We start from the raw sequence: 12479 nt of genomic DNA, 5'->3' as shown, positions 1-12479 counted from the left end.
TCCTAACCACCATCCTTCATTTTGCTTTGATAGTTGCGAATGGCTTCATGCAGGGCACTGGCACCCAGGTTGGAACAATGGACCTTGATTTCCGGCAAACCGCCAATAGCCGTTGCCACATCAGCGTCTGTAATCTTAAGACCTTCCTCCAGGGTTTTGCCTTTTGCCATTTCCGTAAGGATACTGCTGGTAGCTATGGCTGCCGGGCAACCGTAGACCTGAAACTTAACATCTGCCAGGCGGTGATCCTGAACTTTTATATAAACACACAGGTAGTCGCCGCAGCCAGGGTCACCTATAGTGCCAACACCATCCGCATCTTTAATGATGCCTACATTACGCGGGTTTATAAAATGCTCAAGTAATAGTTCACTGTACATCCTCTCCTGCCCCCTGAAAATTCTTAGCTCCCTTTTTATATTAAGCCTGCGCAACAACAGTCACCGAATCACCTATTTTCACCTGGCCCCCTTTTACTACCCTGCAATAGATACCTTCGGTCTTTAACGGGGCCGGCTCCGGAAATGACGATCTTTGCTGTCCTTCATCCTTTTTCCCAATTTCCGTCACTTCAACAATTGCTTCTCCTATCAAAATACGGGCCCCGAGTCCAATCCCTTTTAAATCAATATCTTGAACGGTAATATTTTCAGCAAAACAACCGGGTCGAAAGGAAATACCGTAAGCGCCGGCTATCTCTTTAGCCCTTTCAACCATAAAGATGCTAACCTGCCTGGCAGTTCCCGCATGTGCATCCCCTTCCAAACCATAATCTGTTTTAAGGTAACCGGACCCCTTATTTTCCTTCTTTATCCCTTTTTGGCGGCTGAGATTTACACCGATCACTGTACCCGCAGGCATTATCACCACTCCTTTTTTTCCGGCGGGGCTAAAAATACCCTTCAACAGGTATGACTGAAAATATGTCCTACTTCATTATTAATAAATTTATCTCCCAGGGCCTGATAAAGACTGGCGCTGGCTCGAAAACCGGTGCAGTGGCAGGCCGCTAAGTACTGGAGATCAAAACGCGGCAGGGCTTTGATTGTTTCCGCCAGGCGTTCCGGGCCGGCGTCTTTTAAATGGGTACCGCCGACGACGGCAAAAATACGGCCGGCCCCGGTAAGTTTTAAGGCATATTCCAGGGTACTGATTAGCCCGGAGTGGGCACATCCCAGGATGACCAGGGGCCCTTCCTTTGTAGTAATAACTAAGGACTGGTCGTCCCAAAGATTATCCTGGATATACTCTCCCCCGGCCAGGAGGCAAAAATCATTACTTATAGTTTCAAAAGCTTTTCTGTCCCTTATCTCGCCGGTTAAAAAAATCCCTTCTTCGAGCTCAACATGCTGCCGGGAAAGGTGAAAAACCGCCCCGCTTGTTTCCAGTTCCGCCCGTGACCAGGGAATACCGATATACCTGGCTTCCTCTCCTTCCCGGATACGGTATTTGGCCGTAAAGACATCCGGATGGGCATATACAGGGAGGGGGCCGGTAATCTCGCAGATCTTTTTCAAGCCGCCGGTATGATCGTAATGGCCGTGGCTTAAAGCAATCGCGTTAATTTCCCGGGGATCAAGACCGAGGCTCAGCATGTTATGGACAACGGCACCCCCGGCCCCGGTATCGAAAAGGATGGTCTTTTCCCCCGTTCGTATCAGAAAAGCCAGGCCATGCTCGGCTATCAAACCCCTAGTGGTGACCGTATTGTCTACCAGGCTAATGATCTCAATGGTACTTGCCATATTTATTTCCCCTCCCGCCGATGCTTTCCCCATTAAACTTTTAACCCGGAAGGGTAGTAACCATATTCTCCCGGGGTAAAAACCTAAGGTTCTTAAGCGTGGCAGCAACCGCCGGGCGGGCAGCTATCCGGCCGGGAATCCCTGCCGCAGCACAGCGTTTTCTCGCCCGCCTCCGAGCGGCCTTTTACTATATGCGGTACCGAAAATACCCTTGATAATCTCTTACTGCCGCAACGGAGACAGCTATCAGCATCTTCCCGTTTGTTAAAAGTGCTTATGGCCCCGCAATCATTGCATTTGAATTCAAATTCCGGCATTTATTAATCACCCCCCAGTTGCCTTTAGTATAAACCTATTAAGAACATACGTCAATATCACATCATAAAAAAAGCCCCCTCCAAAAAGAGGGGTGCTACTGAAATTATACTCCGAAAGAAAAGCCTAACAGGCCGGTTGATTTACGACACGGGGGTAACTTCAATAATACTTCAAGTCCTCAGTAAATACAAAGTAGCTATTACAAGAGAAATCGCAAGATTATCGTTTACCTAAAACTTTTTCGCCCCTGGCCATCTCTGTAGTTAAGGCCAGGGGCTTTCGCAAGCAGGTTACATCACTGACTACAAGGCGCGCCTGGCCGCGTTTTCTCCGGCAATGCGGCCGGAACAAACACTGAAACCAAAGGAATTGCCGCTCATCAGTGAGAAGTGATACGTGTCCCCTCCGGTGCCCCCTACTTCTACGCCAGCGACGTATAACCCGCGAATGGGATTCCCCTGGCTGTTTACAACCTGCATATTATGATTGGCTCTAATACCGCCATGGGTTACCAGAAGGTGAAGCTCGATTTTAATTGCATAATAAGGTGGGTTGCGCAAGGGCAAAAGGTATCTCTGGTCCTTACCGAATATATCGTCACGCCCCCTCTCGCAGCAGTTGTTGTAGTGTTCTACCGTAAGCCTCAGCGCTTGCGGGTCTACCTCAATCCCACCAGCGAGCTCGTCAAAAGACGACGCCATTATCACCGTACCTTTTTTAACAGCCGTTTTCAGCCCGTCGTCCAATACAGAAGGCCAACCATCACGCCCCATGGTCATCTGTTCAAAAGGACACAATGTGCCCTCCATGACCTCTTTCTTTATAGCCTCATCCAACAGTACATAACAGGTCCTGCCTGGCTGTCTAAAAACAGCGTTGGCAGTTTCGGAGAAGATATAAACTATCCCTTCATTTGCAAACCTTTCCCCGAGCTTGTTTATCCATATCGCTTTCGGATTCCTTTCCAAAGGCAAGATGGAGACCGGCCCGGCGCTCCTGGCTGACATTTCCAGTGATATGCAGTCTTCCAGCGCCCCGCCTACCTCTGTGATCATCCGAATTCCTTCTCCTTTATTTCTCACCCCTTGGAGAAGGAACTCATTCTCGTCATATGTAGGTAAGTATTTCTTTATTAATTCCGCGTTGCCTGCAAAGCCTCCCGTGGCCACAATCACGCTATTTGCCTTGATCCGTAACTCCCCACTATCATTTTCCGCTACTACGCCAACAACCGTACCCTCTTCGTCAGTAAGCAATTTCTTCCCCCTGGTCTTTAAGAGAACCTGCACGCCAAGGTCGTTACACGCCTTGCCAAGGGCTTGCATTACAACAGAACCAGTCCGCGCCGGTGGTTCTACGATGTGAAAGACCTCGGGTACCTGGTTGGGATAATGGTGAATAACATCTACAAACCTTACGCCTTTATCTTCCAGCCAGTGAACCGTTTCCGCCGATTTTTCCAGCAAGGCCCTTAGTACACGAGCGTTGCACCGCCAGTGGGCGTAGCTCATGGCTTGTCTAAAGATATCGTCAACCCGGGCGTCGATATCCTTGTTTTTTTGCAGGCGAGTGCCCGCGGCAAATATGCCCTGCGGGAACACGCCGTTACCGCCCGGTTTTTCGCGCGCTTCCAGGACAAGCACCCTGGCACCGAATTCAGCAGCGGTTACGGCAGCCGAAAGGCCGCCCGCCCCGCCGCCGACCACCACTACATCACTATGGAGTTCTTCGTTTCTTACCCTTTCAGCAATATTCATTAGTTCAGCCTCCTGTAAGTCTCGCTGCACTGCCAGCGTTATAAAGTAATACGCCCATGGTTTAGACGTATGTTAACAATTTATTTTCTTTTTCCTCGTAGGAAATCCTGCTTTACTTGTAAAAATGAACTGTACACATTTATGCGAACGTGGGGATGAGTACTTCTAACCCAGGCACCTGTTTAAAATGTTCTGCATTTAATGTGCATAAGGGTAAACTTCTCGCCAGGCAGATGCCGGCAATGAGGGTATCAGGCCTCCCGATTACTTTCCCGCCGGAGCGCAACTTATTTTCAATCATGGCTGCCGCCAGAGCTGCCTGGCCGTCAAAAGGTAGAATGGTAACTTGCTCAAAAAATTTAGCCAACAGTCTTTCCCTTTTACTGTTGGCAACAAGACCCACCTTGAGTTCAAAAACTGTTATAGCAGTTATAGTAAGCGTCCCATTTCTTAAAGCATGTTCGACCTGGCGGTTGTTTTTCTCTTTACCCTGGGAAACTCATCCAACCAATTTTTGCTCCACAAAGGGTTTATAGCAACGCCGCCCGTTTTTTCTTTTAGGGACGACCAACCCCTTTTCTTCCCAGCGACGCATGCGGTGGGAAGATATATCTAAGACCTGGATAACCATACCGATGGAATACACCGGCCTTCTTCGCTCCGCTTATACTTAATCTTACTAATATCATATTTGCTGGTTATAATAATGTCATTAAACTTATAATTAATTTTATAACTTTGTTGTTTAGATATAGTATGTAAAGTTTTCATAAAAAGCAAAGTAATACTTGATATTAGCTTATAAGATAACATAAAATCAATATATATGTTTTATATAACCGGACATTAAGTGAGGCGGTTGTAATGGCCGAACAAATGTTATATACCATTAGCGTAGTCGCAGATTTACTGGGCATCCAGCCGGGTACCCTGCGGGTCTGGGAAAGACATAAACTTATACAGCCCGCACGCAAAAACGGGCGACGCCTTTATTCCAATAATGACTTAATGCGGCTGCGCTTCATTCAAAAACTCATTGATAAGGGCTTCAATCTAAATTCCATCAAGCATTACCTTGCCTTTTATCCCTGCTGGCTATACGAAGACTGTCCGGCCTGCGCCCGTAAGACTGAACGCACAGGTTGCGCTAAGCCGTGCTGGAAAGAAGAAGGGACTTACTGCCAGATCTCCTTTGAAGATCCTTCCCTGTGTAAAACCTGCCCCCATAGGAAACAGGAAAAAAGGTAAGAGCAGCGGGGTAAAGGCCCCCGGTGAATAATGCTGGTGCCCGGGGAAAGAAAAGATGAAAGAATAACCCCTGGCATCTATTTCCACCAGGGGTTCCAAATTGAGAAACCGCTTTAGTTTTTTCCGGGGGTCAATAACAGCCGGTAGCCGCCGCCCACCTTTTCCACCTGGATCTGATAACCTCGGCTTCCTGCCAGGCGGCTCACGTTTTCCTTGGAAGTTTCGTTATCGGTCAATACTGCCAGAGGTTGGCCCGGGTTTTGTTCCATGGCCTTTTTCGTTTTAACTACGGGTATGGGACAGGAAAGGCCACGCACGTCAACTTCCACCATAAAAGCTCTCCTCCTTTTATCCTGAAGTTATTTGGTGCAAACGCCGCTCCAGGCGCAGAGATTTTCCTTAAAAACGGCCGGCAACTGGTCAATAATTGCGGCAACACCGGTAGCAGGCGTCGGGCGGGCCCTCTGTCCTGCCGCCCGGTTGGCTTTAGCGCTGATGCCGGCCGCCTGATCCGGTTCCAGCCCGGCATATGCAAATGCGGCGGCCATACCAGTGATGGTATCGCCCGTCCCGCCGATGCACTCCATCTCGGGGATATTAGGCTCATTGATCGTCTCGAGGATAATCCCGTCTCTGACTATATAATCGACGGCCCCTTTAACCAGGAGGCATTTGGCCGCTCCCCCGTAATCATAGGCGCTTTTAATCAGTTCGGGGACGCGGGCGCAGGCGTCCTCAAACAGGTGCCGTTTGATATATGCCGGGTGGACGGCGTCCGGGTCGGCCAGGAAGGCTATTTCACTGGGGTCCGGGGTGAAAAGATCAAAGTGCGGTGCTAACCCGGCCGCTTTGGCCGCGTACATGGAGCCGGCATCTGCAATCAACACCGGCCGGAGACGGCATTTTTCGACGGCGGTGTAGAACCTTTGCATCAAGGTCACGATGGGTTGACAATAATGAAGGGCTAAGACATCGGGCGCTAGTTCCCCTATATGTTCTATCAGATACTGATAAATCAGCCTGCTCCCTTTTCCCGTACCGATATCGCCTGCCAGCAAAACCCGGGGCGGTTCCAGCTCTAGGTGGGAAGTCGTGGCCAGGGCCGCGCTTACCAGGGCCATGGTTCCCTGGGTGCAGGGCAGGCTATGGCCGTCAACGCGCAGATTTCCTCCTTCCCTTTCCACCCGGCCATAGACCATGGGCATATCGGTTACCGGGACGGTTCCGGCAATAAGCATCACCCGGGCGCCGCCCCCTTCCAGATCGCTAACGCCTTTTCCAGGGCGCGGTCGAGCATCAGGGCACACAGGGTACGGCCTTCGTCCCTGGGGCGGGGAGCGACATCGAGGCGGGTGCCCACCAGCCGCGTGTAAAGGTAGGGGATGTCAGGACAGCCGCCGCCGGAAATATTGACTATCACTCCCGTCTTTTTCTCAAAAACGAGTTTCATATTGCCCGCCTTTACCATGATGTGATCAGCAAACCGGGTTACTTTATCTACCTGCAGGGGTTCCATTTCTCCCTTCAGGGGATAAATACCTGTAAAGGCCACCCTGCCGGCAAGAGCCCTAGCCACCGCCGGCTGCTCGACCAGGTCGATTTCCAGGGCCAGGTCGCAGCCCTGGCGCATACCCGGCGGGGGAGCCACCAGCCTGCAATCGCAGCCGGCCTGCCGCAACACCTTTTCTCCTTTCATGGCTTCTTCCACCGTGGCGAAAATTACCAGACCCCTGGCGCCAGCAGGCAGCGACTGCGACGCCGCAGTTTTATTTTTCAACCAGCCTAAAACCATTGCATGCAACCCCGCCTATTACATTAATCCACACTTTCACGCATAAAGAGACCGACGGCGACGGCGAAAACCAGGCCGATTATCACGGCTACGGGGCCATAGGCGCTGGGTCCCTGGGGGCTGGAGGCGAGCTGGAAATTGTGGGCAAAGGCGGTCCCTGCCAGCATACCCATGATGGCCACCCCGGCGTCGGTATCGCCTTCACTGGCGAGGACCGTCTGTCTTAAGGGACAGCCGCCCATCAAGGTGGCGGTAAGCCCGGCCAGCGCCATTCCTAAAAAATTCCATAGTTGATTTGTCTGGGCCGCAGGCTGGCCCATAAAACCGATATGAATTTTCCCGATGATAGCGTTAACTAATAGTGCACCGACAAAAAACGCTGCGATACCGCTGAATAGGTAAGTATCCTTTACGAGGAAAAGATCGCGCCAGCCGCCGACGAAACACATCCGGGTCCTCTGGGCTAAAAAGCCGATAATCAAACCTGCTACCAGGGAAACTCCCAGCAGGGCATGGGCGGCGCCGGGGCCTTCTTTGCTGAAGAGAATAAATGCGGGCCTGAAAATAGCAAGGAGGAGCAGCCCCAGCATGAAAAGGGGCATCAACCAGCCGGCCGCCGTATAGGTGGGCTGCCAGCGACCCAGGTTAAAACCTTGCTTAAGAAAATAAATACCTGCCAGGGCGCCCGCCATTACCCCCGCCAGGCCGGCGACGGCGTTCAAGTCACCGCCGGCAAGGCGCAATACGACTCTTACCGGGCAGCCCAAAAACACCAGGGCCCCGATCATGAAAAAGGCGCCCAGAAAAAAACGTACCAGGGGCGCCGAACCGCCGCGGGCACGAAATTCACCGAAAATAAGGGCGGAAAGGAAGGCTCCCAAAGCGATGCCCATAATTTCCGGCCGCAAATACTGGACTGTCGCTGCCCGGTGCAGTCCCAGGGCGCCAGCAATGTCCCGGGTGAAACAGGCGATACAAAGGCCCATGTTGGCGGGATTGCCGAGGTAAGTCATAAAGGACGCCAGGGCCCCGCCGACCAGCCCCGCCACAATCATAAAGGTTTTGGGGGCTAAAACCCTGTTCATGTTATTAAAACACCTCCGGTTATATTGGGTTATATTGGTCACGTGTCTATAACAATTCTATTCTTCATAAAATATTCCTTCATATTTCGTATGATATTTTGTTATACCTTGAAACAAGGTATAACCCTTAAAAATAAAAGACGGTCCAGGGACCTTTTGAACAAGCTCCAAAGATTCCCTGAACCTTACGGCACCGCCAATCTATCCTCAAACCCTGACATCGATTTCAGTTAAAAAAGGCTGCAATTCTCGGGCGATTTTATTCAATGTCGCCTCAGGATAAGGAATTGCTTTCTGGAAATTACCATCCAGCAAAGTCCCGGTGGGACGGTACTGCTGGAGTACGTAACGCCGGGCCCCTGGTCTTGCGGCGGTCCTGGCCGCCCACGGCCTGGGCCGCTTTGTAAATGGCATTGATAAAGATCTACATAAAAGGAATTGCTAAAATTAATATAAAAATTTCCTGGGCATTTCTTGTAAAAAAGGGTATAATAGATGCGGTATTTAAGCGTAGGAAGGGAGGCCCATTTTTTTGTTACCCCGGGAAACATCGCGTTCACAGGAACCACAGCGTAAAGCCGATATTATCATAAAATTATCTGAATTTGAAGTCCCACCCATGCAGGATATCATGCTTGTCGGCAAAAGAGCGCCTATCGGTTCCGAAGCCGTCAGGCGGATGGTTGATGCGGTTTCGCCAGAACAATACGAGATAATCCGCATTGACCATGAAATTTTTGAAGCTGTAGTAGTAAAAAAATCGCTTTTAAAGCTACTACCCAAAGAAAAGCTTTTGCCGGTTGTAATCGACGAAGGAAACCGCATCGCCGACGACAACATGGTTGTTAAGGCCCAGATCAATATTGTCATCCAAATCAGCAGGACGGTGGATTTGTAGTGCTCACGGTAGAAAGTCTGGTAAACCAAAAGCTTTTTACAATCGAACCTACGGCCAGTGTCAGGCGGGCGGCATCCGTCATGGAATGTTATGGCATAGGTAGCCTCCCGGTAGTAGAAAAAGGGAAACTGGTAGGCATCGTTACTTCCAGGGATATAAGGGGGTCACATCCTAACCGGCTGGTCGCGGATGTCATGACCCGGGACGTAATTACTGTACCGCCCACAGTTTTCCTTACAGAAGCGCAAAAAATAATGAAAAAGTATAATATTGAGCGCCTGGTAGTTACCAATGAAAACGACGTTATCGGTATTGTAACCTATGCCCATATTATGTCGGAACTGAGTAAATACACCGATAGCCTTACAGGCTTAAATAAAGCCGAAATACTTTACATAAAGGCCCTGGAGTTGTTAAAAGAAGGACGGGAGATTGCGGTAATTTTTCTGGATATAGATAACTTCGGCTCCATTAATAAAAAGTACGGCCATACCTACGGCGACGACGTCCTGCGTCAGACTGCTTTAATTTTAAGTGGCTTAATCGACGGCAATAAGGATACTTTATGCCGCTACGGCGGGGACGAGTTTGCCGCCGTTGCCTCAAGACCGCTGGCCGAAGCCGAAAAGCTCGCCCGGCAAATGATCCTGGCCATTGCCAATAAAAATTGGCCTGACAAAATAAAGGTCACCATTTCTGCCGGAGTAGCCGGGGGGCGTTGCACCGAAATAAGTGCTACCGATAAAGACAGCAGTTACGTTGTCAAGAACCTGATCAATAAGGCCAGTCTAGCTTCAACTAAAGCCAAAAAACTAAAAAAAACGCTTGTAGTTATAGATATCTTAGCGTGTAAAGAAACTGCCGTCATGTAGCATATAAACCATCTTACACGGCAAAAACCGAACACAGCCATACCAGGTATATATCTAATCATTTAGATAATTGAGGGAGCGCGAGGAGCGGTTATTACCCTCAATTCATTGAGGAACGACGTCACGTTTGCATAAATATCCGCAAAGCTAACGCCATAGGGCTTCTGCTGCATTATCCGCTATTCTGATGGAGTTGTAATAGGGTGTGCCCTAAGTGGCAACTTTCTTTTTCCTGCATTAAACTCACGCGAGGTAATCATCTCAATGAATACTCCAGCCAGTTTTGGATCAAACTGAGTACCGGCGCACCGTTGGATTTCCTCCAGCGCTTCTTCGACTGTTTTCGCGCTGCAATACGGCCTGCCGGACGTCATGGCATCATAGGCATCAACAATTGCTAGAATCCGGCACTCCACCGGTATTTCTTCTTTTTTGAGACCCAAGGGGTAACCGGTACCGTCCCATTTTTCGTGATGCTTTAAAATTAAATCGGCAATCCCTGCCAGGTCCGGTGACGACAGGGCAATGCGATAGCCCTTTTCCGGATGCTGGCGCATCACTTCCCATTCTTTTTCTGTAAGGGGACCTTTTTTAAATAAAATGCTGTCCGGTATTCCTACTTTTCCCAGATCGTGGACCTGAGCCAACAGGGACAGATTGGCAAGCTGCTGCGCTGAAAGCCCGACCTTTTCTCCCAATTCCTGACATAACTTCTGCATACGCCTGGCATGTCCTTCAGTTATATAATCGCATTCTGATAGGGCGGTTAACAGCGTATTGACAATCTTACTCCGGGCACTGGCTCCCTGGTTGAGTTTTTCCTGGTACATCAGGTCATCGGCTATCTTATAAATTTCTTTCAGAGGTTGTCCCGGGGAATCGGCCGTTGCTATGCCGAAAGAAACGCTAAGGGGCAGTTGGGGATGGTCTCGATTATATCTATCGATATACAAACGGAGCCGTTTCATGATACTTTTGGCGGTCTTTTCGTCTGTGCGAGGAAGAAGGACGACAAACTCATCTCCTCCAACCCGCGCCAGAACATCCGTACTACGAAACGCTTTTTTTAGAACCCGGGCGCAGGCAGTCAAAAGCTCATCGCCTTTATCATGGCCCATAGTATCGTTAACAAGCTTCAGGCCGTTAACATCAGCAGCTATTATGGTAACGGGGTATTCAGAGCCAGCACTTAATCGCTTGAGTTCCTCTGTAAAATAAGTGCGGTTGTAAAGAGAGGTCAACTGATCATGCAGGCTTATATATTCTAGTTTCTGCTCAAATTTCTTCTTCTGGGTAACATCCATTATATTTCCCAGGGTCACACGCCTGCCATCGTGCCATATGGACGCCACTGTCTCCGCAATCCACTTTATTTCCCCTTGCCCGGTTACGATCCTGAACTCATAAGGTTCCGTAGCCTCGCCTTTCAGCATTTTAATAGCATTACTTCGTACCATTTCCCTGTCTTCCGGAATAACAATTTCCAATGATTTCCAGCCTATCAGTTCTTCATGACGATAACCCGATAGTTTTTCAAATTGCGGGTTTATAAGCTGGAATTTTCCTTCACTGACAATGTACATGCCTATAGGCGAGTTGGCGAACAAATTCCTTAATAATTCTTCCTCGCGTTTGCGTTCCGTTATATCTCGCACAGCAGCAAGTATTACATCTTTTTTCCTGAGGGATATTTTTTTTAAAAAAATCTCTACATCAAACACCGACCCGTCTCCGGGCCGCCTAGCTTTCCACTCGAACAGCACGCTTTCTCCTGAAATGGCTTTTTCCCATAATTTGGGCAACTGTTCTATCGGGCTGCCCGGCATCGAATAATCTTCATTTATGGATAAGTTTATGGCCTCTTCTTTTGAGTTTATCCGATACATTCGCAGCATTGTCTGGTTTACGTCAATAATTTTGCCGTCCGGCGTATGAATAAAAATGGCATCGTGAACGCTATTGAAAATTGCTCGGAACGCCTCTTCCGCCTGCATGCGCTCGGTAACATCCACACTAACTTCTACTATTCCTTCAATCAAGCCGTTTTCACCCTTTACAGGGTAGCCTCTAACAAAAAACTGCCGGTCCTTAAGGGTTGTTACAATACCTTCCTGCGGCGTTCCTGTCTCTAGGGCCTTGATTACCGGGCATTTTTCGCAGGGTTCGTCCCGGTGATGCAATGCCTCATAACAAAAACGGCCGTACAGCTCTTCTGGGCTCGCCCCGGCGTATTCTGTTGCGGCCCTGTTGGCCCACAAAATCCGGTTATCGGGGGTCTGAAAAACCAGGAGCTCAACTATGCTGTCTAAGATGACCTTCTTTTCCCGCTCGGAGTTCTTTATTTTTTCTTCAATTTGCTTGCGGGCGATTATATTCTCGATGCGACGTGCAAAAATGGTATAAAGCCTTTTCTCGCGATCAGTTATTTTTCCGGGCGGTTCTATATAAAGCAGGCCTTGCTCGCCGTTATGCATTAAATATACAAAGCTGTTTTCCCCGCCATTTTTAATCCTTTCCAGTACTTCTTCATCTTTTCGAAACCCCCACCGTTCTAAGCATTTATACCTCTCACCTTCGCGAAGTACTATGGCAAGGCGGCGTACACCAAAAAGCCTGGTCGCTTTTTCAATTATTTCTCGCATTAGATCTTCATAACGCTCCGGAAAGGATAACGTCACTACGTCATATAGAGTTAAAAGCTCAGAAATGTCAAAAGACAATCTCTACCACCCCGCGGTCTTCCCGGCAGAAAAAAGTTTTCCCG

15 protein-coding genes and 1 pseudogene are annotated in these 12479 nt (G+C 49.2%); 3 read left to right on the top strand and 13 right to left on the bottom strand.

The window, feature by feature from the left end:
- Positions 1–2: 2 nt before the first annotated feature.
- The 7 genes and pseudogenes from NWF31_RS05910 to NWF31_RS14910 all read right to left on the bottom strand — a co-directional run bounded on the left by NWF31_RS05910 (position 3) and on the right by NWF31_RS14910 (position 4451).
- The gene (locus NWF31_RS05910; RefSeq protein ID WP_258359586.1) at positions 3–380 is read right to left on the bottom strand and encodes an iron-sulfur cluster assembly scaffold protein; all 378 of its coding nucleotides are present in this window, start codon (positions 378–380) and stop codon (positions 3–5) included.
- Positions 381–420: 40 nt separating this feature from the next.
- Positions 421–861: an MOSC domain-containing protein gene (locus tag NWF31_RS05905; RefSeq protein ID WP_258359585.1), complete on the bottom strand. Its 441-nt coding sequence runs from the start codon at positions 859–861 to the stop codon at positions 421–423.
- A 41-nt stretch (positions 862–902) separates the two neighbouring features.
- Entirely contained in the window at positions 903–1745 is an 843-nt protein-coding gene (locus tag NWF31_RS05900) for an MBL fold metallo-hydrolase (RefSeq protein ID WP_258359584.1), read from the bottom strand.
- A gap of 92 nt (positions 1746–1837) precedes the next feature.
- Positions 1838–2062, bottom strand: a complete 225-nt coding sequence (locus NWF31_RS14915; RefSeq protein ID WP_422880250.1) for an FmdB family zinc ribbon protein — start codon at positions 2060–2062, stop codon at positions 1838–1840.
- Positions 2063–2365: 303 nt separating this feature from the next.
- Complete coding sequence (locus tag NWF31_RS05895) at positions 2366–3820, bottom strand: FAD-dependent oxidoreductase (RefSeq protein WP_258359583.1); 1455 nt, start codon at positions 3818–3820, stop codon at positions 2366–2368.
- Between the two features lie 139 nt (positions 3821–3959).
- Positions 3960–4292 (bottom strand): annotated as a pseudogene (locus NWF31_RS05890) (type II toxin-antitoxin system VapC family toxin); the annotation flags it as partial.
- Positions 4293–4319: 27 nt separating this feature from the next.
- Positions 4320–4451: a MerR family transcriptional regulator gene (locus NWF31_RS14910; protein WP_422880254.1), complete on the bottom strand. Its 132-nt coding sequence runs from the start codon at positions 4449–4451 to the stop codon at positions 4320–4322.
- Positions 4452–4684: 233 nt separating this feature from the next.
- Here NWF31_RS14910 and NWF31_RS05885 point away from each other — a divergent pair, with 233 nt between their 5' ends.
- Positions 4685–5068 carry a MerR family transcriptional regulator gene (locus NWF31_RS05885; protein ID WP_340674354.1) on the top strand — a complete coding sequence of 128 codons (384 nt, stop codon included), beginning with the start codon at positions 4685–4687 and terminating at the stop codon, positions 5066–5068.
- A gap of 113 nt (positions 5069–5181) precedes the next feature.
- Here the strand turns inward: NWF31_RS05885 and NWF31_RS05880 are convergent, their stop codons facing one another.
- From NWF31_RS05880 to NWF31_RS05860, 5 genes are all read right to left on the bottom strand, one after another.
- Positions 5182–5400 (bottom strand): sulfurtransferase TusA family protein, encoded by a 219-nt coding sequence (locus tag NWF31_RS05880; RefSeq protein WP_258359581.1) that lies wholly within the window; start codon positions 5398–5400, stop codon positions 5182–5184.
- Positions 5401–5427: 27 nt separating this feature from the next.
- The gene (locus tag NWF31_RS05875) at positions 5428–6306 is read right to left on the bottom strand and encodes a carbohydrate kinase family protein (RefSeq protein ID WP_258359674.1); all 879 of its coding nucleotides are present in this window, start codon (positions 6304–6306) and stop codon (positions 5428–5430) included.
- A complete protein-coding gene (locus NWF31_RS05870; protein WP_258359580.1) occupies positions 6306–6860 on the bottom strand; it encodes a putative Se/S carrier protein in 555 nt (184 codons plus the stop codon). The genes NWF31_RS05875 and NWF31_RS05870 overlap by 1 nt, the downstream gene beginning before the upstream one ends.
- A gap of 23 nt (positions 6861–6883) precedes the next feature.
- The gene (gene yedE / locus NWF31_RS05865) at positions 6884–7945 is read right to left on the bottom strand and encodes a YedE family putative selenium transporter (RefSeq protein WP_258359579.1); all 1062 of its coding nucleotides are present in this window, start codon (positions 7943–7945) and stop codon (positions 6884–6886) included.
- Between the two features lie 207 nt (positions 7946–8152).
- The gene (locus NWF31_RS05860; protein ID WP_258359578.1) at positions 8153–8359 is read right to left on the bottom strand and encodes a hypothetical protein; all 207 of its coding nucleotides are present in this window, start codon (positions 8357–8359) and stop codon (positions 8153–8155) included.
- Positions 8360–8477: 118 nt separating this feature from the next.
- On the opposite strand from NWF31_RS05860, the gene NWF31_RS05855 reads away from it, so the two are divergent.
- Complete coding sequence (locus NWF31_RS05855) at positions 8478–8843, top strand: hypothetical protein (RefSeq protein ID WP_258359577.1); 366 nt, start codon at positions 8478–8480, stop codon at positions 8841–8843.
- Positions 8843–9715, top strand: coding sequence for a CBS domain-containing protein (locus tag NWF31_RS05850; protein WP_258359576.1), 873 nt, complete (start codon positions 8843–8845; stop codon positions 9713–9715). Before NWF31_RS05855 ends, NWF31_RS05850 begins: the two co-directional genes overlap by 1 nt.
- A gap of 179 nt (positions 9716–9894) precedes the next feature.
- On the opposite strand, the gene NWF31_RS05845 is transcribed toward NWF31_RS05850, so the two are convergent.
- Complete coding sequence (locus tag NWF31_RS05845) at positions 9895–12435, bottom strand: PAS domain S-box protein (protein WP_258359575.1); 2541 nt, start codon at positions 12433–12435, stop codon at positions 9895–9897.
- Positions 12436–12479 lie beyond the last annotated feature (44 nt).

It is taken from the genome of Neomoorella sulfitireducens (assembly GCF_024733845.1).
Lineage (GTDB): Bacteria > Bacillota > DSM-521 > Neomoorellales > Neomoorellaceae > Neomoorella > Neomoorella sulfitireducens.
Note: the sequence above shows the minus strand (reverse complement) of the source record. Positions and strands in the feature narration are given on the sequence as shown.